15 protein-coding genes and 2 pseudogenes are annotated in these 22,822 nt (G+C 53.7%); 9 read left to right on the forward strand and 8 right to left on the reverse strand.

Annotation, left to right across the window (positions count from 1 at the left end; all coding sequences use genetic code 11):
- Window positions 1-214: 214 nt before the first annotated feature.
- Genes QWF21_RS08705 through QWF21_RS08715 form a run of 3 tightly spaced genes read left to right on the forward strand, consistent with a single transcriptional unit; the run spans window position 215 to window position 4,496 of the window.
- Window positions 215-2,029, forward strand: coding sequence for an assimilatory sulfite reductase (NADPH) flavoprotein subunit (locus QWF21_RS08705; RefSeq protein WP_330087663.1), 1,815 nt, complete (start codon window positions 215-217; stop codon window positions 2,027-2,029).
- Window positions 2,029-3,747: an assimilatory sulfite reductase (NADPH) hemoprotein subunit gene (gene cysI, locus QWF21_RS08710; protein WP_330087664.1), complete on the forward strand. Its 1,719-nt coding sequence runs from the start codon at window positions 2,029-2,031 to the stop codon at window positions 3,745-3,747. Before QWF21_RS08705 ends, cysI begins: the two co-directional genes overlap by 1 nt.
- An 11-nt stretch (window positions 3,748-3,758) precedes the next feature.
- Complete coding sequence (locus QWF21_RS08715) at window positions 3,759-4,496, forward strand: phosphoadenylyl-sulfate reductase (RefSeq protein ID WP_330087665.1); 738 nt, start codon at window positions 3,759-3,761, stop codon at window positions 4,494-4,496.
- Between the two features lie 55 nt (window positions 4,497-4,551).
- Here QWF21_RS08715 and QWF21_RS08720 read toward each other — a convergent pair whose 3' ends face one another.
- The 3 genes and pseudogenes from QWF21_RS08720 to QWF21_RS08730 all read right to left on the reverse strand — a co-directional run.
- Window positions 4,552-4,968, reverse strand: a complete 417-nt coding sequence (locus QWF21_RS08720) for a PIN domain-containing protein (RefSeq protein ID WP_330087666.1) — start codon at window positions 4,966-4,968, stop codon at window positions 4,552-4,554.
- Entirely contained in the window at window positions 4,965-5,192 is a 228-nt protein-coding gene (gene vapB / locus QWF21_RS08725) for a type II toxin-antitoxin system VapB family antitoxin (RefSeq protein ID WP_330087667.1), read from the reverse strand. The genes QWF21_RS08720 and vapB overlap by 4 nt, the downstream gene beginning before the upstream one ends.
- A 145-nt stretch (window positions 5,193-5,337) precedes the next feature.
- A pseudogene (locus QWF21_RS08730) lies at window positions 5,338-5,556 on the reverse strand (transposase); the annotation flags it as partial.
- A 53-nt stretch (window positions 5,557-5,609) separates the two neighbouring features.
- Between QWF21_RS08730 and QWF21_RS08735 the strand changes: the two are divergent.
- Both QWF21_RS08735 and QWF21_RS08740 read left to right on the forward strand, forming a co-directional pair.
- Window positions 5,610-5,828: pseudogene (locus QWF21_RS08735) on the forward strand (phosphoadenosine phosphosulfate reductase domain-containing protein); the annotation flags it as partial.
- Between the two features lie 91 nt (window positions 5,829-5,919).
- A complete protein-coding gene (locus QWF21_RS08740) occupies window positions 5,920-7,179 on the forward strand; it encodes a mechanosensitive ion channel family protein (RefSeq protein ID WP_407935278.1) in 1,260 nt (419 codons plus the stop codon).
- Window positions 7,180-7,197: 18 nt separating this feature from the next.
- On the opposite strand, the gene QWF21_RS08745 is transcribed toward QWF21_RS08740, so the two are convergent.
- Window positions 7,198-7,704: a MarR family winged helix-turn-helix transcriptional regulator gene (locus tag QWF21_RS08745; protein ID WP_330087668.1), complete on the reverse strand. Its 507-nt coding sequence runs from the start codon at window positions 7,702-7,704 to the stop codon at window positions 7,198-7,200.
- A gap of 115 nt (window positions 7,705-7,819) precedes the next feature.
- Between QWF21_RS08745 and QWF21_RS08750 the strand changes: the two genes are divergently transcribed.
- Together QWF21_RS08750 and QWF21_RS08755 are read left to right on the forward strand one after the other, a co-directional pair.
- Window positions 7,820-9,019 (forward strand): MFS transporter, encoded by a 1,200-nt coding sequence (locus tag QWF21_RS08750; RefSeq protein ID WP_330087669.1) that lies wholly within the window; start codon window positions 7,820-7,822, stop codon window positions 9,017-9,019.
- 216 nt (window positions 9,020-9,235) lie between these two features.
- Window positions 9,236-10,813 carry an ATP-binding cassette domain-containing protein gene (locus tag QWF21_RS08755; RefSeq protein WP_330087670.1) on the forward strand — a complete coding sequence of 526 codons (1,578 nt, stop codon included), beginning with the start codon at window positions 9,236-9,238 and terminating at the stop codon, window positions 10,811-10,813.
- A 24-nt stretch (window positions 10,814-10,837) separates the two neighbouring features.
- Here QWF21_RS08755 and QWF21_RS08760 read toward each other — a convergent pair whose 3' ends face one another.
- The 3 genes from QWF21_RS08760 to QWF21_RS08770 all read right to left on the reverse strand — a co-directional run bounded on the left by QWF21_RS08760 (window position 10,838) and on the right by QWF21_RS08770 (window position 16,982).
- Complete coding sequence (locus tag QWF21_RS08760) at window positions 10,838-12,553, reverse strand: hypothetical protein (protein ID WP_330087671.1); 1,716 nt, start codon at window positions 12,551-12,553, stop codon at window positions 10,838-10,840.
- A gap of 167 nt (window positions 12,554-12,720) precedes the next feature.
- Complete coding sequence (locus QWF21_RS08765) at window positions 12,721-14,217, reverse strand: tryptophan halogenase family protein (protein WP_330087672.1); 1,497 nt, start codon at window positions 14,215-14,217, stop codon at window positions 12,721-12,723.
- Window positions 14,218-14,288: 71 nt separating this feature from the next.
- Window positions 14,289-16,982, reverse strand: coding sequence for a TonB-dependent receptor (locus QWF21_RS08770; protein ID WP_330087673.1), 2,694 nt, complete (start codon window positions 16,980-16,982; stop codon window positions 14,289-14,291).
- Window positions 16,983-17,391: 409 nt separating this feature from the next.
- Here QWF21_RS08770 and malQ point away from each other — a divergent pair, with 409 nt between their 5' ends.
- A complete protein-coding gene (malQ, locus tag QWF21_RS08775) occupies window positions 17,392-19,530 on the forward strand; it encodes a 4-alpha-glucanotransferase (protein ID WP_330087674.1) in 2,139 nt (712 codons plus the stop codon).
- A 71-nt stretch (window positions 19,531-19,601) separates the two neighbouring features.
- On the opposite strand, the gene QWF21_RS08780 is transcribed toward malQ, so the two are convergent.
- Entirely contained in the window at window positions 19,602-22,016 is a 2,415-nt protein-coding gene (locus QWF21_RS08780) for a S9 family peptidase (protein WP_330087675.1), read from the reverse strand.
- Between the two features lie 207 nt (window positions 22,017-22,223).
- Here QWF21_RS08780 and QWF21_RS08785 point away from each other — a divergent pair, with 207 nt between their 5' ends.
- Window positions 22,224-22,784, forward strand: a complete 561-nt coding sequence (locus QWF21_RS08785) for a porin family protein (protein WP_330087676.1) — start codon at window positions 22,224-22,226, stop codon at window positions 22,782-22,784.
- Window positions 22,785-22,822: the final 38 nt, after the last annotated feature.

A 22,822-nucleotide genomic window follows, 5' to 3' on the forward strand; every position in this document is an offset into this window, starting at 1 on the left:
CCAAATTTTATCTCATTGTTTTTAATAGTATTTTATATGAGCTTCTGATTGAACTATTGGCGAAAATAAGGAAATTGACCAAAAAATAGTCCTTTTGCTAAACCGACATGCCACTTTGTAATTCCATAAAGGAATAAAAAAGAGAGATCTATTCTTTTACGCGCATCCATATAGACGGCTATGCTAGCGTCCTTATCATCGAACAGGTGTCGTTATGCTTTTGTCTTCTCTTGTCGCGCAGGCCAGCCCGTTGTCGGAACAGCAGGTGCAGCAGTTGCAGGGGCTGGTTAGCCAGCTTAATCCCATTCAGCAAGCCTGGGTCAGTGGCTATCTGGCGGCCAGTGCCCAGCTGGCCGGTGGCGCTTTGCCGCAGCAGCCTGCTGCCAGTGCAGCCCCGGCAGCGACCCTGACCATTTTGTATGGCTCCCAGACCGGCAATGCCCGCCATGTCGCCGAGCAACTGGCGGCGCAGGCTAAGGCCAAACAGTGGGCGGTCAACCTGATGGATATGGCCGATTACAAGGCCAATCAGCTGAAGAACGAGCAATTCCTGACCATCGTTACCTCCACCTACGGTGAGGGTGAGCCGCCAGAGAATGCTGAAGCCTTCTACAAGTTCCTGTTCAGCAAAAAAGCGCCGCAGTTGCCACAGCTGAAATACGCCGTGCTTGGCCTGGGTGATACCAGCTACGAATTTTTCTGCAAAACAGCGCAGGATTTTGACCAGCGACTGGCTGAGTTGGGCGCTAAGCCACTGCAAGGCCGGCAGGATCTGGATGTCGATTACGAAAGCGCCGCCATCAGCTGGAATCAGGCGTTAATTGAGGTGCTTGAGCCGGAGTTTAAAGAAAGTGCGACGCCTGCCAGTGGTGCTCAGGTCATTGCCTGGCCGGGCCAAACCGCCGCCGCTGCCAGCAGCTTCAGCAAGCAACAGCCGTTTGCCGCTGAGCTGTACACCAACCAGAAAATCACCGGTCGAGACTCCAGCAAAGACGTGCGCCATATCGAAATTTCACTGGCTGGCTCGGATCTGAGCTACCAGCCGGGCGATGCACTTGGCGTCTATTTCGACAATGATCCGGCGCTGGTTCGCGAGCTGCTGCAAATCACCGCCATTGCCAGCACCGCACCGGTGCGGCTCGGCGAGCAGCGCCTCACCATCGCTGAGGCCTTAACCTGCCAGCTGGAGCTGACCCAGTCGTACCCGGCCTTTGTCGACAAGTACGCCGCCGCCATTGGCAGCGAGGCCTTAAAAGTGCTTGCTGCGGATAAAACAGCGCTGCGGGATTATCTGGCAGTGCGGCAAATCATCGACATCGTGCGCGAATACCCGGGCATGCCAAGCGCCCAGCAGCTGGTGGATGCGCTGCGCAAGCAACAGCCCCGGCTTTATTCGATTGCCTCATCGCAAGCCGAGGTGGAAGACGAAGTGCATTTAACCGTTGGCGTGGTGCGCTACGACGCTTTTGGCAGCACCCATTTAGGCGGCGCATCCGGCTTTTTGGCCGAGCGGCTGGCCGAAGGCGACCAGGTGCGGGTCTTTGTCGAGAAAAACGACAACTTCCGTCTGCCGGTCAACGACGACACCCCAATCATCATGGTAGGCCCCGGCACCGGCATCGCCCCTTTCCGCGCCTTTTTGCAAGAGCGTGAGCAGCGCGGCGCCAGCGGCGACAACTGGCTGTTCTTTGGCAACCCGCACTTTACCCAGGATTTCTTGTACCAGGTTGAGTTGCAGCGGTATCTGAAGCAAGGGCTGCTGAGCCGGCTGGATGTGGCCTTTAGCCGCGATCAGGCCGAGAAAATCTACGTGCAGCACAAGCTGCTAAAACAAGGCAGCGACGTCTTTGCCTGGCTGGAACGCGGCGCTCACCTGTACATCTGTGGCGATGGCAACCGGATGGCGAAAGATGTGCACCAGGCCCTGCTGGCCATTATCCAGCAGCACGGCGGCAAAAGCCCGGAGCAGGCCGAACAGTATTTAGATGAATTGAAGCAAGCCAAACGTTATCAGAAGGATGTGTATTAATGAGCCAGTATCCGATCAACCCAGCTTTTGTTGCCGAGGGCAAGCTGTCTGATAACGAGCGGTTAAAGGCCGACAGCGATCACCTGCGTGGCACCATCACTACCGATTTGCAGGACGAAATCACCGGCGGTTTTAACGGCGATAACTTTATGCTGATCCGTTTTCACGGCATGTACCAGCAGGATGACCGCGATATCCGCGCCGAGCGGGCGGCGCAAAAGCTGGAGCCGCTGCACAATGTGATGCTGCGGGCCCGGATGCCGGGCGGTATTATCACCCCAACCCAGTGGCTGGCCATCGACTGCTTTGCCGCCGAGAAAACCATGTACGGCAGTATCCGGCTGACCACCCGCCAGACCTTCCAGTTCCATGGCGTGCTGAAGCCCAACATCAAACCGATGCACCAGTTCCTGCATGAGATTGGCATTGACTCCATCGCCACGGCCGGCGATGTCAACCGCAACGTGCTCTGCACTTCCAACCCGGTGCAGTCGGAATTGCATCAGCAAGCCTATCAGTGGGCGGTAAAAATCAGTGAACATTTGCTGCCAAAAACCCGCGCCTACGCCGAGATCTGGCTGGATGAAGAAAAGGTCGAAACCACCGAGCAGGAGCCTATTCTGGGCGATACCTACTTACCGCGTAAATTCAAAACCACAGTGGTGATCCCGCCGGATAACGACATCGACGTGCATGCCAACGATCTGAACTTTGTTGCCATTGCCGAAAACGGCCAGCTGGTTGGTTTTAACGTGCTGGTGGGTGGTGGCCTGGCCATGACCTTTGGCGATACCTCGACCTACCCGCGCCGGGCCGATGAGCTGGGCTTTATTCCGCTGGAACACACCTTAAAAGTGGCCGAGCATGTGGTGACGGTGCAGCGCGATTATGGCGATCGGGTCAACCGCAAAAACGCCAAAACCAAATACACCATCGATCGCATCGGGCTGGATAATTTCCGCCGCGAAGTCGAGCAGCGGGTGGGTGTGCCATTCGAGCCGGTACGGCCCTATACCTTTACCAACCGTGGCGATCGCATTGGCTGGGTCGAAGGCATCGATGGCAAGCACCATTTAACCCTCTTTATCGAAAACGGCCGGGTGCTGGACTTCCCCGGCAAGCCGCTGAAAACCGGCCTGGCCGAGATCGCCAAAGTGCATCAGGGCGATTTCCGGATGACCGCCAATCAGAATCTGATTGTGGCCGGTGTGCCGAGCGAACAAAAAGCCCAGATTGAACAGCTGGCCCGAAAATACGGCCTGATTGATGATGGCCACAGCGAGCAGCGCAAGAACTCGATGGCCTGTGTCGCCTTCCCCACCTGCCCGCTGGCGATGGCTGAAGCCGAGCGCTATCTGCCAGAGCTGGTGACCAAGGTGGAAGGCCTGCTTGGCAAACACCAACTGGCCGATGAGCATATTGTGCTGCGAGTCACCGGCTGCCCTAACGGCTGTGGCCGCGCCATGCTGGCCGAAGCCGGTTTGGTCGGCCGGGCGCCGGGCAAGTACAACCTGTATTTAGGCGGCGATCGGGTCGGCAGCCGGGTGCCGAAGTTGTACCTGGATAATGTCGGCGAAAGCGAGATTTTAACTGCGCTCGATCAGCTGATTGGCCGCTGGGCCAACGAGCGGCTGGCCGATGAGTGCTTTGGCGATTTTGTTATTCGCGCCGGTGTGGTGGCGGAAGTCAAAGTTTCCAAAACCGATTTTCATGCCTGAGTGAGGCCAGAATGAGCAAATTTCGACAGATCCTGACGCAGGATGAAGCCACCCGGCAAGACTGGCTGGCTGAAATCAACAGCATCCTGACCCCGCTTAGCGCAGCAGAGCGGGTGCGCTGGGCGCTGGCGCATTTGCCACAGCAACCGATGCTGAGCTCCAGCTTCGGTATTCAGGCGGCGGTGATGCTGCACCTGGTCACGCAGCAGCAAGCCGATATCCCGGTGGTGCTGACCGATACCGGCTATTTATTCCCGGAAACCTATCGGTTTATCGATCAGCTGACCGAGCAACTGGGATTAAACCTGAAAGTCTACCGCGCTGCGCTCTCGCCTGGCTGGCAGGAAGCGCGTTACGGCCAGCTGTGGCACAGCGCCGAAGGCATTAAGGAGTACAACCGGCTGAACAAAGTGGAACCGATGCAACGCGCCTTGCGTGAGCTCAATGTCGGTTGCTGGTTTACCGGCCTGCGCCGCAGCCAGAGCAGCACCCGGGCCGACAAGCAGGTGGTGGAAATCAGCCGTGGCGTGGTCAAGGTGCAGCCCATCATCGACTGGAGCAATAAGGATGTGTTCTATTACCTAAAAGAGCACGGCCTGAGCTACCACCCGCTGTGGGAGCAAGGCTATTTATCGGTCGGCGATACCCACTCCACCGTCAAATTTGAACCCGGCATGAGCGAAGAAGACACCCGCTTTAACGGCTTTGGCCGTGAATGCGGCCTGCATATCGATGGCGATGGCATCTAGCCATCGCCGATAGAAATGTTTAATACGTCAATATCGTTCGGCATACTGTATCCTCTTATGCTGACCAATCTTCAATGCGAAGGTCAGGCACTCGCTCAAATTCTCTGGTGTTATTAGTTACCAGAACGCACCCCGCGGCAATCGCATTGCCAGCTATCGCAGCATCATTTGCACCGATAGGCGTACCACGTTCGGCCAGATAGCGCTTTATTGTCGCTGTGGCCTCTACAGCTGCTTTATCCCACGGCAGCACAGCGTCAACACGCTCCATAAACTGATCTACTATCAAGTTGTGCTTTGGCGAAGCCTTTTTACCGATGGCACCAAAGCGCAGCTCTGCATAGGTAATTGCAGAAATAACCAGGCGATCTTTATTTTCAACATGCCCTTGCAGCACCTTCAGCAGTGTTTCAGGTCGTTCACGCATGATGAAAGAACAGATATTGGTATCGAGCATGTAAGTCTTTTTCAAAGCACTACCCGCCCATCTTCAATAACATCAACGCGATCAGCTAGGAAATCGGCATCAGCCATAGGGGCATCAGCAAAACTTGTCCACGTTTTTCGTGCTGGGCGCAATATAAGAGCATCACCCTCACGACTTATTTCAACTTCGGCAACGCCTTCAAATTCGAACTCTTTTGGTATGCGAACAGCCTGACTGCGACCGTTGATAAATAATGATGCTGTTTTCATGTCAACCTCCAAAGCATATCGCTTGTATATGTCAGTATAAATATTAGACTGGATATGTCAAGCATATACATGATTGAATCGTAAACAACTCCTGATTAAAATCAGAAGCTTTTTATTATGGTCAGCTTACGCTGCCACATTAAGACGATTTACAGCGCCCTTCCCAGAGCGTGCCGCTACGGCGGTATTGCCGGTTAAAATACCGCACGTATCGCCGCCCCAGACTTTGCATCATCAGACTGATACCACGCGCATCACTGGCAGTACACAGCAAATGCACATGGTTGGTCATGAACACCCAGGCATGTACGTGCACACCAAAAGCGTCTGAATACTCTTTTAACCAGTGGGAAGCAAGCCGGATTAATGGATAAACCCAAAGAGTAGTGGATCACTTTTCGATTGTTGTTGACAGTGGTCAAGGTGCAGCCGATCATCGACTGGAGCAATAAGGATGTGTTCTATGACTTAAAAGAGCACGGCCTGAGCTACCACCCGCTGTGGGAGCAAGGCTATTTATCGGTCGGCGATACCCACTCCACCGTCAAATTTGAGCCCGGCATGAGCGAAGAAGACACCCGCTTTAACCGCTTTGGCCGTGAATGCGGCCTGCATATCGATGGCGATGGCATCTAGCCATCGCTTATTCAGCACTACATTATCGTCATTTTGTCATTGCCAAGAATCGGTTACACTAGCCACAACTTCCCCTGTTTAACGAGTGGACATGAACGACTGGCTTGCAACCCTGGAACACTGGCGCGAACTCTCGCCCGAACTCTTTATGGCTGGCAGCTTGCTGCTGCTGGTGCTGTTGTCCTGGCTGGCCAACTGGATTACCAAAAATATTCTGGTACGGGCTGTCTCAAAAGCTTTTAACGCCACTCCTTTTGCCCAACAAGCCTTGCAGCAGGATTTTGGCATCATTGCCCGCCTGGCCAATGTGGTGCCGGCGTTGGTGCTAGCGGCCGGGATCGGCTTGATTGAGGGCTTGCCGCATCTGGTGGTGGAAGTGGTCCGCAATGTCAGCAATGCCTTTATTGTGCTGACCATCGCCATGTCGCTCAGCAATGTGCTTACCATGGTCAACAGTCTGTACGAGCGCCGGCCCAACTCAAAAACCAAACCGATTAAAGGCTACATTCAGCTGCTGAAAATCATTGTCTACACCGTCGCCTTTGTGCTGATGGTGGCAATGCTGATTGACCGCTCGCCACTAATCTTGCTGTCGGGCATGGGCGCCATGATGGCGGTGCTGCTGCTGATTTTTCAGGACACTATTTTATCGGTGGTGGCGAGTGTGCAGATTGCTTCGAATGATGTGATCCGGGTCGGCGACTGGGTCGAAATGCCGCAATTAAACGCCGATGGCGATGTGATTGACATTGCACTGCATACGGTGAAAATCCAGAACTGGGATCGCACCATCACCACCATCCCGACCCGCCGCTTTATGACCGATCCTTTCAAAAACTGGCGCGGCATGCAGCAATCCGGTGGCCGGCGCATCAAGCGCAGCCTGATGATTGATCAGCAAAGTGTGCGCTTTTTAACACCGGAAGAGCGGGCACATCTGGATCGGTTCCGGCTGCTGAAAGACTATCTGGCGGAAAAGGATCGCGATATCAAAGCCTGGAACGAGGCACTGAAAGAGCAGGGCAAAGAGCCGGTCAATACCCGTCGCATTACCAACCTGGGGACTTTTCGTGCCTATGTGCAGCGCTATTTGCAAAGCCATCCGCGGGTGCATCAGGGCATGATCCAAATGGTGCGACAACTTTCCCCCACACCGGATGGCCTGCCGCTGGAAGTCTACTGCTTTACCAATACCGTGGCCTGGGTCGAGTACGAAAGCATTCAGGCCGATATTTTCGACCACCTGTTTGCAATTTTGCCGGAGTTTGGCTTGCGGGTCTATCAGCACCCCAGCGGGCTGGATTTGCGTCAGCTGCGGATTGAAGGTTTCACAGCCGATACAAGGGAGTAAAAGCCTGAGCTGAAAAAATTAATCCTTCGCTGGTAGGGTAGCAAGCCCTGCCAGCCATACTTTTAGCAAAGCATTCAGTTGCTGCTGCTGCTCTGGGCTGAGATCGCCCATCAGCGATTGCTGCAGTGCGATATGCTCCGGCAGTACTTTTTCAATCAGGTCTTTGCCGCTGTCGGTCAGGCTGACATGTACCACCCGGCGGTCTTCGGTGCAGTGACGGCGGGCAATTAACTGGCGTTGCTCCAGCTTGTCCAGCCGGCTGCTCATGGCGCCGGAGCTAAGCAGCATGCTTTGATGCAGCTGGCTGGGTGACAAGGAGTAAGGCTCGCCAGCCCGGCGTAAGGTCGCCAACACATCAAACTCACCCTGTTTCAAACCATGCTGGTCGTAGCAATGCAAAAAGGCCAGCTCCAGTGTTTTGTTCAGTCGGGCAAAACGTCCCAGCAACTGCATGGCGAGCAGTTCATCTGCTATCCCCTGGCGTTGCCACTGGGCGGTAATGCGATCCAAATCATCTGTTATCACGAAGGTTACAGCTTTTAGCAGCAATGGATGCTTTACAGCTTAACGAAAAATCGGCACAATAAAAATATCTTTATATAAAGATACTTTTCAAAAAGATTTTAGAGGCGCAACGAACATGACGACTGCTCTGCAGAAAAAACACGGCTGGTACCTGGTTGCCATTGTGCTGGTGGCACTGAATTTGCGACCGGCGCTGGCGGCGATAGGGCCGCTGCTGCAGGGGATCCAAACCGATTTGTTGCTGAGTTTTAGCGCCGCTTCGATGCTAACTACCCTGCCGGTGCTCGCCATGGGCTTGTTAAGCTTTGTGGGCTTTCGATTGGCCGCCCCGCTAGGGCTGGAGCGCACCATAGGAGTCGCTCTGCTGCTGCTGGCCGCGGCAACGCTGCTGCGATTTTGGTCCCCCTCTGCCAGCCTGCTGATTGCCACCGCCTTGCTGGCCGGTATTGCTATAGCTATGATCCAAACCCTGATGCCCGCCATCATCAAAGCCCGCTTTGCCGGAAAAGCACCTTTTATGATGGGGCTTTATGTCACTGCCATTATGGCAGGTGCTGCTATTGCCGCTATCAGTACGCCACTGCTGGCTGACAGTCTGAGCTGGCGTCATAGCCTGGGACATTGGGGCTGGCTGGTATTGCTGGCCTTGTTGTTGTGGCTGTGGACGATGCGGCCATCCACTACACAGGCCTGTGCCCAGCCGGCCCCACCTGCTTTTGCCTGGTGGCGCAAAGCACGTAGCTGGCAACTGGCGGTTTTCTTTGCCCTGGGCACCAGCTGTTATGTCTCAGTGCTGGCCTGGCTGGCACCTTATGCGCTGGAACTGGGCTACAGCGCCAGGCAAGCCGGCTTGCTGCTGGGCTTTTTAACGGCTTGTGAAGTGGTGGCGGGCTTGCTGTTTCCCTGGTGGGCGGCGCAACGGGCCGATCGCCGGCCGGTGATCGCGGTGCTCTGCGTGTTGCAGCTGATTGGGTTTACTGCGCTGGCTCTGGTGCCTGATACCGCTTTGTTGCTGTGGGTCGCTTTTATCGGCCTGGGTATTGGCGGTATTTTCCCGCTGGCGATGATCATTACCATGGATCATATCGATCATCCGGTACAGGCCGGCCGCTTAACGGCTTTTGTACAAGGTGTGGGCTACATCATTGCAGCCTTTTCGCCCTGGTTGGCCGGGATGCTGCGTGACTGGCTGCAAAGCTTTACCCTGGCCTGGCTGGCTTTGGCTGCCACCAGTGTGCTGGCGCTCTGGTTGGGTGCCAAATTCAGTGTTGCCAGCTATCAGCAGCATTATGCGCCTGCCGAGGTTGGTGCCTGACGCTTTACTTTTGCTGCAGCACTGATTAGAATTTCACCACTTTTCGCTTTGGAGCCGATGCCGACATGATTCAATGACACCTGACAATCCGCATTTGTTTATTTCTGGATTTTCGGGGGTCTGCTGGCATCGTCCTGCATTGCAGCGTTTCTTGCTGCGGTGATTGATACCCACTACTGATTGTTGCAGGCTATGCCGCCCCCGTAAGGAGGCTGTATGTCGTATTTTTTTGCCCATCATCTTAGTTATACTCTGCCAGATGGCCGGCTGTTATTCCAGTCGCTTGATATCAGCCTGCAACCCGGTTTGCAGGGGCTGACCGGAGCCAATGGCAGTGGCAAGTCGGTGTTGCTGGAGCTGCTGGCCGGGCAACGGGCCCTGCAGCAAGGCAGTATTCAGCGCCAGGGCAGTCTGGGCTACTTTGCCCAGTTGCAGCAGCATGGCTGGCGCCAAGCAGGCACTGTGGCCGATCTGCTACAGCTGCGCGCACCGCTGGAAGCTTTGCCGCGGATCCTGGCGGGCAGCTGCGCCGAAGCCGATTTTGAAGTGCTGGCAGAGCGGTGGACCCTGGCAGACGAGCTGGCCGCGCAATTACAAGCCCTTGGTCTTAGCGGTGATGTCTGGCAGCCCTGTGCCGAGCTAAGTGGCGGCCAGCTCAGCCGTTTGCTGCTATGGCAGTTGTTTCGCCAGCAACCGGACTGGTTGCTGCTGGATGAGCCAGGCAATCATTTGGATGCCAGTGGCCGCGCCTGGCTTCAGCAGCAGTTGCTGGTTTACCCCGGGGCTGTCTTGCTGATCAGTCATGATGCCTGTTTGCTGGAGGCCGTGCCACTGTTGTATCAGCTGCAGCAAGGCAAGCTGCAGCGCTATGGTGGCGGCTTTTCCTTGTACCAAAGCCAACAACTGGCCGAACAGCAGGCGGTGACGCAGGCGCTGGCGCAGCGTAAAAAAGAGCAGCGGCAGCTGGAACACAGCATTGCACAGCGCGAGCAAAAAGCGCAGCGCCGGGCTCGCAGTGGCAAGTTGCAACGTGCCAGTGGCAGTCAGTCTAAGCTGTTGCTGGATGCGCGGCAAAACAGTGCCGAGCAGTCCGGTGCAACCAGAAAACGCCAGGCCGATGCCGAGCGCCAGCGTTTGCAACAGCAGTTGAACCAGTTGACGCAGCGCCAGCACAACGAGCAGGAGCTGAGCTTTCAACTGCCAGCGCAAGCACAGCAAGCGGGTGAGCAGCTAAGGCTGCAGGATCTGGTGCTATGTTATGGTTCGGCCGAACCTGTCAGCCTGGTGGTGTCGTGTGGTAATAAGCTCTGGTTGCAGGGTAATAACGGCACGGGCAAATCGGTGTTGCTGCGCACCATCAGCGGCAGCTTAGCCCCCACGGCCGGCCTGTTGCGTTGCTCGTCACCTTGCCATTATCTGGATCAATACTTTAGCCTGCTCAAGCCTGAACTAAGCGCTTTGGATAACCTGCAGCGGCTGGCACCGCTGTTGGATAATACCCAGGCCAGAACGGCGCTGGTAGCCATTGGTTTAACGACACAACAGTGGTTGCAACCGGTAAGCCGCCTAAGTGGTGGTGAGCGGATGAAATTGGCGCTGCTGGCATTGACCCGACCACAGCCTCAAATGCCCTTGCTGTTACTGGACGAGCCAGACAATCATCTGGATATGCAGGCCAAAGCCTATCTGGCGAGGCAACTGGCACAATGGCCGGGAAGCTTTGTGCTGGTTTCACACGATCAGCACTTTGCCAGCGACTGCGGCTGCAACCAACACCTTAGGTTACATCAATAGCCCGGCTAAGCCGGGCGCTGAGGATTAGTCCGCTTTGGCATCCAGATACATCCGGCTTTCAATGGCAATGCCCTGAGCTTCAATATCCAGACTTAGATCCAATTGGTACGGATTATCTTTTATCGAGGCAAGATCATCTGGGAGATCCATTCCAGCTGTCGCCATGCTATCGGCAAGCACACCAAACAAGCGGGCATAGTTCAAACCAAAATGCAGCATCCCATTTTGGCTCAAGGCTGTGCCTGCCAGCACTTTGGCCTGCTGAGTTGCTTGTTCACCCTGATAAATCAGCGCATGATCCCGGGCTAACAGTAATTTCGGAGCCAGACCATAGGCCGCAGCCATTGGGAACAGTTCATTCAGCTCTACTGCTACACCTTGCTCCGGGAGTTCAATATCGAGTTGGTTGGGTGCAAGCATCATCAGGCTATGCAACAGGCTGTGGGCGTTATCGGCAGATAAGCTGACTAAGGCATCGACTGCCGTCGGCATATGTGTGGCCGGATCTATCTGTACATCGTGAATACTAAGGGATAATCCTTTAATGGAACCGCCCATGGCTACCATGGCCATGGCTGCCAGCGGGTTGCTGGTTTCTAGCGCCATTTGCACTTCAGTCAAGGGTTTGCATTGGAAGCTGGCATGTACGGTGGCGGACCAAAGCTCACCAATAGTAGGGAGTAACTGGCCGACATTCAGCCCCAGGCCGAATTGCAGCAGATTATCACCGGTTGGTTGTTGGATATGAGGAGCAATAAACCCACGCAGTTGGCGCAGTGACGCCATGGCGGTTTTATCGCTGCTGGCAATCAGTACCCGGCTGCTCGCTGGCTGTTTGTTGAGCTGGTTATCAAAATAAATTCCGGGCCAGTTGGCTGCGATAGCGGCTGTATCGGCCTGACAGCCAGGGGTGCGCCAATCGGCCAAAGTCACACTGAGTTCATCGCCAAACAGAGCATGCAGATCACGGGCTAAGCGATTCTGGTTGTTGCTGGTGATGGCCTTGAACAACTCGGCACTGCTCAACATACCAAAGCTGGCTTCATCCAATTGGTAGCGTTTAGTCAGTGGTGTAATGCTTTTCTTCCAGCTCAGGGCGTCGACGGGTTTATGAATGGCCAGAGCTTCGGCATGATGCGCCGAATCAAAGCCGGATGAAGTCAGCACCAAGGTGCCCCAGCCATCCCGGCTACTGACCAGCAAATCCAGATTGTGCCCATTCAATGAGGAAAGGGTATAACGGCGATACGCCACGCCATGCAATTCTTCAGCCTGATGCCAAAGCTGACTTTGCTGCTCGATGCGATCAAAAAAGCGCCAGAAAGCTTGCTCATCCGCCAGTTCAAAGCGACTAACCGGAGATAAACCAACCAGATAAAATAACCCCCGGAACTCCTGTTTGATACCAGTACGCTCGGCCATGTGTTCAGGCTGCTTGAGCAGGTGCTGGAATTGTTCCAGTAAAGCAGCAAAAAAGTGGCCACTGTTCGTATCTGATGTGCTAAGCAGAGCAGTCAACATAGTCACAGTATGCTGCGCATCCTGAGGTGACAACTGCCCCTGAAGCTGTTGCAGGTAATGGGCTAGTTCCAGAGGTTCCAGTTGGACGGCAAGCATGGCGGTGTCAGCCGGTATGTAGCTCAGCTGCCCGGCAGCCCGTTCAACGCCATTGGCGGTGAGCTTCATGTAAGCAAAGCATGCAGCTATCAGCAAAGCAGCGGCGATAAGGATAGTACGCATTGGAATCTCCTGAAAGTGCCTAAGCACCACCTCGTCCCTGTGGTGTGAAGCAGTACCGAAATTTGTTAAGTTAGCAAGTGATGAATAATAACTTTAGTTTTGATATGGCGCAATGGATGTTGCGAAAAGGTACTAAGTGGCGTTTTGCTGCCGCGACCAAGCGCGGCTTAGCGAATGAATTGTTGAATAAAGACATCATGCAAAGGCAGTGGCTGCAAACTACCCTGATAGATGGTGCTTAGGCTGTCCATCAACTCCTGCAATTGGGCAGGCGACAAAGCATTAGCCATCGGGTGGAAGTCTGCCGGGAGCATCCCCTGGCCCAGCATCACCTGAACCCAGGCAATAGGCGTAAAAAGCTCATCCTGTTCCCGGTACACTTTGCCGCTGGCTTCAAACAGTGCCATCTTTCGGGCCAGCCGCTCTGGAATATCCATGCGCCTGCAATCGCGCCAGAATTTGCTATCGGTTCTCTTGGTTAGTTTGTAGTGCAGAATTATAAAGTCACGAATATGCTCAAATTCAATCTGTGACTGGCGATTGTATTCATCCACTTCCACTTGCTTGATACCCTGATGCGGGAAGCTGTTTACCAGCCGAATCACGCCCGATTGGATCAAATGAATGCTGGTGGACTCAAGCGGCTCTAAAAAGCCACTGGACAGGCCAATACTCACCACATTTTTATGCCACTGCTTCAGCCGTCGCCCGGTGCGAAAACGAATAAGTCTGGGCTCTGCCAGTGTTGGCGCATCCAGCTTTTGCAGCAACCTTGCCTGAGCCTCATCATCGCTCAGGTAGTTGCTGGCATAAACCAGGCCATTGCCAGTACGGTGTTGCAAAGGAATACGCCATTGCCAGCCGGCTTTATGCGCAATCGATCGGGTGTAGGGCACAATAGGTTTGACGGCTTCAGTAGGAACCGCAAGCGCACGGTCACAGGGCAGCCAGTGGCTCCAGTCTTCGTAACCGGTATTTAAGGTTTTTTCAATCAGTAGGCTATGCATGCCACTGCAGTCAATGAATAAATCACCCGCAATCTGCTGCCCATTGGCCAGTTGTACGCTTTGCACAAAGCCGCTTTGTTCACACACATGAACCTGTTCAATTTTACCTTCAATGCGGCACACGCCCATCGCTTCACTGCTACGGCGCAAAAATTTGGCATACAGGGCAGCATCAAAATGATACGCATACACCAGGCCCGGCAGGTTGGCCTGCGCAATACGCTCTAGTTTGCTGAACTTGTTGGCTTTTGCTGCCTGAAAGTTGAGCGAAAAATCCCAGAAGTTCTCACTTAATCCTTCGGCTTTGGCTTTTAACCAAAAGTGGTGGAAGCTGCAAAACGGGAAATCTTTGCCAAAGCTGCCAAAAGCATGCATGTAGCTATCCCCTTGTTGGCCCCAGTTTTCAAATTGGATCCCCAGCTTGATGGTGCCCATGGTTTCACGCAAAAATGCCCGCTCATCCAGCCCCAGGCCCTCGTTAAAATGAATAATGGGGGGAATGGTTGCCTCACCAACGCCAACAATGCCAATGTCCTCGGACTCCACCAGGCATATCTGCACACTCTTTCCCAGCATTTTGACCAACAGGGCTGCACTTATCCAGCCAGCGGTGCCACCGCCGACAATCACCACCTTACGGATAGGATCTGTGTTCATTTTAGTGCCTCTGATAAAAAAGCCCCTGGCTACCAAGGTAGTTCAGGGGCTGGGTTTCTGCTAGCCGGTGATCAGAACTTGTACGCAAGGCCTGCCATAAAGGTACGACCGTAGCGTTGATGTTCCAGCACGTAACGGCTATCCCCACCATCCGTGCGAATAAATGGCTCATCAGTCAGGTTGTTCACCTGAAACAGCACGGTTAGGCCATCAAAACTGCCGGACTCAAAGCTGTAGCTGACCTGAGCATCAACCACAGTTTCCGAAGCAATCATTCGAAGCTCTCGACCACTGCCAAAACCAGACACCTCCCCTAAAAACTCGGAACGGTAGCGACTGCTTACCCGCGCAGAGAAGCCTTCATTTTCATAATAAAAAGTCAGGTTTGCGACCTTTTTAGACAAACCAGGTAGCGGTGTTGCGGCATCGTCAGGGTTCGACTGAATACTGCTGTCAGTCCAGGATGCATTGAGGATGGCACCAAAGTTTTCCAGCACAGGGTGCAGCATACCCCCACTTAATGACACCGCCGCTTCAAATCCGTTGATTCGACCACCATCACCATTTTGGGGCGTAGTTGCTAAACCTTCATTGATGACCGGTGTTTCACCACCACTTGGGAAGCCAGTAAAGTCCTGAATCACTTGTTGGTCATAAATGTAACTTTCCAGATTTTTATAAAAAGCAGCTATCGAGAAATAGCCCAGACTGTTGTCAAAATAACGCTCATAGGACACATCAATTGAGTTGGCGATCCAGGGCTTCAATTCAGGGTTACCGCCTCCGGCTGACCATGGCGAATTCTGCGTTGGGGTTGCCTGCTCGTTATTCAAGGCTGGGTTAAAGCTGAAGTCCTGGCTTGCACGCATTTGATCCATCCTGGCTCTAGCCATAGTACGGGCAATACCAAGCCGCACATACTGGCCTTGGTCAACTTCAAAGTTCAGGTTCAGGCTGGGTAAAATCTCCCAGTATTTTTTGCCACCTTCTAACCTTAGTGAGGTTACGTTGTCACCTGTACCTGAAGCTCCCAAAGCATACGAGGATTGATCCGTATGGACGACTTGCGTGCCAACATTACCACTTACCGGAATACTGCCAATGTAGGAGTCGATGCCAAGTTTAATGTAACTGGTGAACACATCCTCCTGAACATTCCAGTCTTTAATCAGCACATCCGCATTAGGATTACGGAGTTGCACTAAAGCACCACTGGCCAATAGCTCACGTGGGTCATAGCTCACCATACTGCCTAAACCAAAAGCTGCAAGGCTGGTTGATCCAGCTATATTCGGAATAGGTGCACTAAGAGCTCCATCGGGCAATGCCAGGAAAAACTCATTTGCTTTTTTATCTTTTTCACGTTGGCTGTAGTTGACACCAACCTCTAGCTCACTAATGACACCACCTTCCAACAGTGTTTTGGCACTAAAGCGAAGCTGGTTAAGCTCATCTTCAATGGAAGGAGAGTTAGAATAGCCAAGCTGGCCACCAGGAATAATATCTCCCCCCCACCCCTGAGGGCTGGTCAATAACACCAGGCTTGGATCCGAATAATCCAGAATATTTGTGAAAACAGGTCCACTCTTGGTCATGGTAAAGCCAAGCCGATCCAAGGCCCCTGAGCCCGCCGGGCCAGTGCCAGCATCTGATTCCAGAATTAAATCGGTACGTTTGATGGAGGAGTGGCTCAGATCCAGGGTAGCAAACCAATTATCCGCTAAGCTAAACTCCGTTTTCCAGCCGGCAGCCAACATCTTACTGTCACGATAGTAGCCATGGTTACGCACAATACTTTTCACATCGGTATAGCCACCCGAGCTAACGAGCCCGTCAGTCACCACTGGATCAACCAACGGTGCTTCAGCCCAAAATAAGGGTAGCTCAATAAAGCTGATACGCTGTGTTTCATCGAACTTTGAGTAGTACAAATCGATTGTGGAGCTGAAGTTTGCGTTGGGCTTGTACTCAAAAACCCCCATAAAACCATCCCGCTCCAACAAGTTTGAATTTGCGAATACTTTTCCACCACCTATGACTCGGGCGCCATCATCAGTATCTGCGTAACCCCAGGCTTCAAATCGCTCCACTTGTGTTGGAGTGGACATATGAGCAAAACCAAGAGCAATACCAATGGTATTATCAGCAAACTGGTCGATATACGACAGACTTAAACGTCGGCCATTATCTTTTGCACCAGCGTTTAAAGCATCAATTTGATTCCATTCATATCTGGCATTCACTGCTACCGTGGTCTCACCGTGGGCCAGGGGGCTGACTGTCCTCATATCGACAGTACCAGCCAGGCCTTGACCTAGCAATGCTGCATCAGGTGTTTTATAAACAATAACACCGCTTAATAGCTCAGATGGAAATTGATCAAATTCAACACCACGGTTATCACCAGAGCTTACTTGCTCACGACCATTTAGCAGGGAAGTTGAAAAGTCAGGGGATAAGCCACGAATACTGATCACCTGGCTACGGCCATTCAGACGCTGAGCAGTTAAACCTGGTAACCGGGCTAAGGACTCAGCAATGCTGACATCAGGCAGCTTACCAATGTCTTCCGCGGATACCGCTTCTACAATGCTACTGCTGAACATCTTCAGGTTTTGAGATTCCTGTAGGCTACGTCGAAAACCAGTAACCTGAATCACTTCCACTTCATCGGCTTGCACCTCGGTGGTACTGTCATTGGCAAAAGCCTGCGTGGCCATGCCTGCCATCGCCATAGTCAGCAGACTGAGTTTAAACTTGTTCATGCCCTTTATCCCCGTGTTGGTTTTTATATGCCACGGCTTTTTTCAGCAGCAGCTAATCCTGTCATCTTGCTATTTATTAAACTTATTCGGGTGCAACAACAAGATGAATACGTATTCATACAGGCACTTCTGCACAGAAGCGGGGCTATTTTTTGTAAGATCGCCCCCATTTGGTGCGACCGCTTGATTTCTAACCATTGATTTGGTTGATTTTTTGCTTGCCTGGTTCTGAATTGCTCCTGGAAGCCGGTGTTTTTACAGGTTTTTTGCCTATCAGTGAATGCATACGTATGCAGTGCATTCCTTTCCTATGCTGTGCTGTTTATGCTTGGCTCAGTGATTTATTTTTATGAATGCCAGCACAATATGCTGGCTGCCAGCAAGCAGCTTTTCCGGCAACAGGTGCACTATGGAATTACAAAAACGTTTGGCCGAGCTGGCCGGGGTTCAGGATCATTACATCAATGCCCATGGCCAGCCTGAGACCATCTCCGCACAAGTGATTGCCGGCGTGTTGCAGGCAATGGGCTATGACTTAAGCAATGAACACAGCATCGCTGCCCATATTCAGCAACTGGAAACTGAGCACTGGCACCATTATCTGCAACCGGTGACGGTAATACAGCAGTATCAGCCGCTGCAAGTCCGGTTGCAGCAGCCCCAACAAAGTGCCCAAAGCCATTGGCGTTGGCAGCTGAGTACCGAGCATGGCCAGCAACTGCAAGGTGAGCTGGAGCTGCATCAGGGCGATATTGTCGAACAAGCCGAGCTGACAGATGGCAGTTGGCTGGCGTTTCACTTACAGATCCCGGTCGAGTTGGAACCTGGCTATCACCAATTAACGTTAACTGCTGGCCAGAATCAGCTAACCCAGCGTTTAATCATCACGCCATCACGCTGCTTCCAACTGCAGGATAAAGCCGTGTTCCGTAAAACGGCTGGCCCAGCCATTCAGTTGTATGCACTCAATACCGAACACAACTGGGGCATCGGCGACTTTGGCGATCTGATCCGGTTGGCACCACAGTTTGCTGCCGCAGGTTGTGACTTTATTGGTCTAAACCCACTGCATGCGCTTTATCCGGCATTGCCGCAAGATTGCAGCCCGTACAGCCCGAACAGCCGTTTGTGGCTGAACAGCCTCTATGCCGATTTAACGCTGGAGCCTGAGTACCAGGCCGATGCGGTGCAGCAGGCAGTCCAAAGCCACGACTTTAAACAACAATTGCAGCAGTGCCGCCAGGCTGCCGATGTGGATTACGCCACGGTCAGCAGGCTGAAGCAGCGCATTACCGGTTTGATGTTTGCGCATTTTCAGCAGCAGGAGCTGCAGGCAGCAACCCCCAGAGCCAAAGCCTTTCAACGCTTTGTTGAAGATGGTGGCGATAGCCTGTATCAACTGGTGGTGTACAAGGTGTTGCAGCAGCAAATGTTTGCCAAAGACTGGCAGATGGCCAGTTGGCAGCAATTCCCGGCCGAGTATCAGTGGCCACATAGCCCGGCAGTGCAGCAGTTTGCTGTGCAGCATCAGGACGCGATTCAGCAGCAGTTGTACGCCCAGTGGCTGGCCTACCGTCAGTTGGCTGCCGCTCAGCAAGCCTGTCTGCAGGCCGGTATGGCCATTGGTTTGTACCGCGACCTGGCGGTGGGCACCAACCGCAGCAGTGCCGAGACCTGGGCCGAGCCGGAAAATTACTTCTTACAGCTTAGCGTGGGTGCACCAGCCGATATTATGGCCCCCAAAGGCCAGGACTGGGGCTTGCCGCCTTACAATCCGGCGGTGCTAAAAAGCAAAGCCTACCAGCCCTTTATTGATTTGCTGCAGGCCAATATGCAGCATGCCGGTGCTCTGCGCATTGACCATGTGATGGCCTTGCTGCGATTGTGGTGTACGCCGGTGGGCAAAAGTGCCACCGAGGGCGCCTATGTCCGTTTTCCGGCGGATGATTTATTTGCCATCCTGGCATTGGAAAGCCAGCGCAATCACTGTGTGGTGATTGGCGAAGACTTGGGCACAGTGCCGGCCGAGATCAGCCGTTTGCTGGAGCAGTTCCAGGTGCTGTCGTACCGGGTGTTTTTGTTGGAGCAAAAAGACAGCAGTTACCAGCACAGCGATGCCACCTACCCGGAGCGCTCGATGGCGACGGTCACCACCCACGATATGCCCACCATGGTGGGCTACTGGCAGGAACACGACTTGGCGCTGCGCCACCGGCTGGATTTGTACCCCAGCGCAGAGGTGGCTGAGCAGTTGCACCAGTTGCGCGAGCAAGAAAAGCAGATCCTGCGTCATCAGTTTGCTTTGCCAGAGGGTGACTATGCGGCCTTGATCCGTCACAGTCACCGTTTTGTGGCGGCTACGCCGGCTAAGCTAATGGCTTTTCAGCTGGAAGATCTGGTGCTGGTGGATACACCAATCAATGTGCCGGGTACCAGCACCGAGTACCCGAACTGGCAGCGTCGCTTGCCACAGCCGGCCGAGCAACTGCTAAAGCGGGCTGATGTGCAGCAACTGCTGGCCGAGATAAAAGCGGCTAGGGGCAACTAGATCTGCTGCTAGTATCACGGGTATAAAAAAACCAGCTCACTGTGAAGCTGGTTTTTTATTGCGCCTACCGCTTAATCTGCAGAGCGCGGTTCAGCATTTTTGACAAACTCATCCAGCCAGTTCACCGTTTCCCACAGCATATGCAGTACCGACTCGCGGGCGCGGTAGCCGTGCGACTCCAGTGGCAGCATTACCAGCCGAGTGGTGCCGCCGTTGCCCTTGATGGCCTGGTACAAACGCTCGCTCTGCATCGGGAAAGTACCGGAGTTATTGTCTTCCGCACCATGGATCAGCAGCAGCGGGGTTTTGATTTTCTCGGCATGAAAAAACGGCGACATCCGGATGTAGAGATCGGGATCGTCCCACAGGGTGCGCTGCTCACGTTGAAAACCAAAGGGGGTTAAGCTGCGGTTGTAGGCACCGCTGCGGGCGATACCTGCGCGGAACAGGTTGGAATGCGCCAGCACATTGGCTGTCATAAAGGCACCGTACGAGTGACCGCCAAGCGCTACCCGCTCCGGATCGGTGACGCCACGGCTAACGCCGGCTTCAATCGCTGCTTTAGAGTTCATCACCAGCTGTTCGATAAAGCTGTCGTTCGGCTCGTTATCACCTTCACCGACGATTGGCATGGTGGCGCTATCCAGCACCGCATAGCCCTGGGTGGCCAAAAACTGTGGGTTCCAGTAACCAATGCGATTAAAACGATAGGGCGAACCACTGACCTGACCGGCAGCAGCACTGCTACGGAATTCGCGCGGGTAAGCCCAGATAATGGTCGGTAGCGGGCCATCGCGTTCTTTATCGTAACCAGCCGGTAGCAGCAACGTAGCAGACATCGGCACACCATCTTCGCGCTGGTAATGGATCATTTCCCGGCTGATACCAAGCGTATGTGGCATCGGGTGTGGGGTTTGGGTCACTGCAGTCAGCTCAGCGCTTTGCAAGTCGCGCAGGTAAAAGTCGGGCGGCGTATCGATGCTTTCCCGCTGGGTCAGCAAACGGCCATCGGCCCGCAGTGTGATCGGGTATTCGTAGTGAGGTGCTTCGGAGCGCCACAGTCGCTCGGTTTCACCACTGTGCAGCTGCATCCGATCGATAAAGGGGCGATCGCCATCATCGGAAGCACCGCTACCGGTTAACAGAATGGCGCCATCATCCAGTCGCAGTACCCGGTTACCATTGGCATCCAGGCGGGTCAGTGGCGTGCCCGGATCGCCGTAGCGGTCTTCGTACGAGCGTTCCCACAGCAGTTTTGGTTCGGTATCGGTCAGCAACCAGAGTTTTTCCTGCCGATCTTGCCACCAGCGCTCCCACACCAGGCTGGTACCATCTTCGGCACTCAGCAGGCGGGCAAAACGGTACTGCATCTCCAGCAAGGGGGTGGGCTCTGCATTAAAAGGTGCGGCCAGCTGCAGCAACTGATCCCGAGTGTCAGCCGCCTGGCGCGGGTCACCACCGTCCTGAGCTTTGGCCCAGACCAGAGTAGCCGGTTGATCACTACGCCACTGAATAGCGCGGCGGCTATCGACCACAGCATCAAAAGCAATCGGCAGGTTATCGGCCAGCGGCTGCTGCTCCACGGTATACAGCAACTCACCACGGCGGTTCAGCACTTCACTGGTGCGGGCAAAGCGGGACATCGGTACCGCATAGGAATAAGGCTCCGTTAGGCGGGTGGTCAGCAGATGCTGATTGTCCGGTGCCAGTGAAAAACCTAAGTAGGGTTTGGCATCGGTAATCACCTGAATACGGTTGTTCAGACCAACCCGGACCAGCTGGCTGGCCATGTAATGATTAAACAGGGCTTCATCATGGCTGTTTTGCAGCAGATCCTGATAAGTCCGGGCCGGTGCCGTACGGCCACGTACTTCTGTCACCACCGGGCCTGCCGGTACTGCCGGCGCAGCTGGCTCTGCACCCCGTTTGGGGTCTACTGCCAGCAGATACACCGCCTGGCTATCGGCAGACCATTGCAGTTCACCACCACGAATGGCGTTTACTTTGACCTTTGACCAGCGCTCTGCGCGGCCGCGTTCCACATCGACCCGCCACAAGGCGGTATGGTCCTGCTCCAGTTGCAGCAAAGCCAGATAGCGGCTATCGGGCGACCAGCTTGCCGACAGCACCCGCAGATTGCGCGGCAGGCCGCGAATGGCTTTGCTTTGCTGGTTATCCAGCTCAATCAGTTGCACACCGGATAAATAGCGCGGCTGCGATGGGGCCTGATTGCGAGGGTTAAAGCGCATGCCGGCCAGCCGGTACTCTGGCTCGGCCAGGTCGGCCAGTGATGGCAGCGCCGGGCGCTCCAGCGACAGCAACCAGCGACCATCCGGGCTTAAACTGGCCGCTGGCGGTGGTGGTGCATCCACGATAGCGGTGATTTCCGCGGCAGGCTCCATATAGCCAATATCAACGGCTTCGGCCCAAACGGGTTGGCTAAGACTAAGAAGAAGCCCTAGCAAAAAGAGAGAGAGAGTTTTCATCCTACTTCCTTGAGCATTTCAATGCCTTTTTGTAACAAAAAAAGACAGCAGTAGCGAGTTTATGGCGTTGATCCGTGTGGAATACAGGATAAAGCGCGGAACCCTGATTGTACAAAGAGTAAACAACTGTATCTTGCGTTAAGTTTTTGTTCATTTCTAGCTCGATAGGATGCTTGTGTTTTAAACAAACCAAAAGGAAAGTTCAGGATGAAAAAGTTAGCATTGATGGCAGGTGCAGTAGCATTGTTGGCCGGGCAAGCAGTGGCAAATGAAGGCTTTTATGCCGGAGCTCAATACGAGCGTCATAACTTGAAAGCGAACGAAGAAGAAGGCTCCGTTAGCTACAACCTGGGTACTATCGGCTTATTAGGCGGTTATCAAATCACTGAAAACTTTGCTATAGAAGGACGCTGGCACTTTGGCGTCCAGGATAAATCTAAGAATTTTGATGATGGTCGTACGGAAGTGAAACTCAGAAATCGTTTTGCTTTGCTTGGCAAAGGTATGGTTCCGCTGACGGATGAGTTTTCCTTGTATGGTCTGGCAGGTTATAGCCATGCTAAGTATCGCCTTGATTGGTCTGATGAGCAGGACTCCGTGCGCGTAAGCCCAAGCGGTAAAGGCTTTACCTGGGGAGTAGGTGGTGCCTACGCCATTAATAACCAGTTTGCAGTTCATCTGGAGTACAACGACTTACCAAAAGCTAAAATTGAAGACGCGAAAGCACGTGCAAGTGCTATCAGCCTTGGTTTTAGCTATAAATTCTAATAAATTTATAGTAAGAAAAATGCCGGCTTTTTAGCCGG

It is taken from the genome of Alkalimonas mucilaginosa, from assembly GCF_036327005.1.
In the GTDB taxonomy this organism is placed as follows: Bacteria; Pseudomonadota; Gammaproteobacteria; order Enterobacterales; family Alteromonadaceae; genus Alkalimonas; species Alkalimonas mucilaginosa.

Excerpts from the sequence above, each read along its gene's own strand:
- cysI (WP_330087664.1), top strand. The coding sequence starts at position 2,029 with ATGAGCCAGTATCCGATCAACCCAGCTTTTGTTGCCGAGGGCAAGCTG.
- QWF21_RS08740 (WP_407935278.1), top strand. The coding sequence starts at position 5,920 with ATGAACGACTGGCTTGCAACCCTGGAACACTGGCGCGAACTCTCGCCC.
- QWF21_RS08765 (WP_330087672.1), bottom strand. The coding sequence starts at position 14,217 with ATGAACACAGATCCTATCCGTAAGGTGGTGATTGTCGGCGGTGGCACC.
- QWF21_RS08715 (WP_330087665.1), top strand. The coding sequence starts at position 3,759 with ATGAGCAAATTTCGACAGATCCTGACGCAGGATGAAGCCACCCGGCAA.
- malQ (WP_330087674.1), top strand. The coding sequence starts at position 17,392 with ATGGAATTACAAAAACGTTTGGCCGAGCTGGCCGGGGTTCAGGATCAT.
- QWF21_RS08705 (WP_330087663.1), top strand. The coding sequence starts at position 215 with ATGCTTTTGTCTTCTCTTGTCGCGCAGGCCAGCCCGTTGTCGGAACAG.
- QWF21_RS08785 (WP_330087676.1), top strand. The coding sequence starts at position 22,224 with ATGAAAAAGTTAGCATTGATGGCAGGTGCAGTAGCATTGTTGGCCGGG.
- QWF21_RS08770 (WP_330087673.1), bottom strand. The coding sequence starts at position 16,982 with ATGAACAAGTTTAAACTCAGTCTGCTGACTATGGCGATGGCAGGCATG.
- vapB (WP_330087667.1), bottom strand. The coding sequence starts at position 5,192 with ATGAAAACAGCATCATTATTTATCAACGGTCGCAGTCAGGCTGTTCGC.
- QWF21_RS08780 (WP_330087675.1), bottom strand. The coding sequence starts at position 22,016 with ATGAAAACTCTCTCTCTCTTTTTGCTAGGGCTTCTTCTTAGTCTTAGC.
- QWF21_RS08750 (WP_330087669.1), top strand. The coding sequence starts at position 7,820 with ATGACGACTGCTCTGCAGAAAAAACACGGCTGGTACCTGGTTGCCATT.
- QWF21_RS08755 (WP_330087670.1), top strand. The coding sequence starts at position 9,236 with ATGTCGTATTTTTTTGCCCATCATCTTAGTTATACTCTGCCAGATGGC.
- QWF21_RS08760 (WP_330087671.1), bottom strand. The coding sequence starts at position 12,553 with ATGCGTACTATCCTTATCGCCGCTGCTTTGCTGATAGCTGCATGCTTT.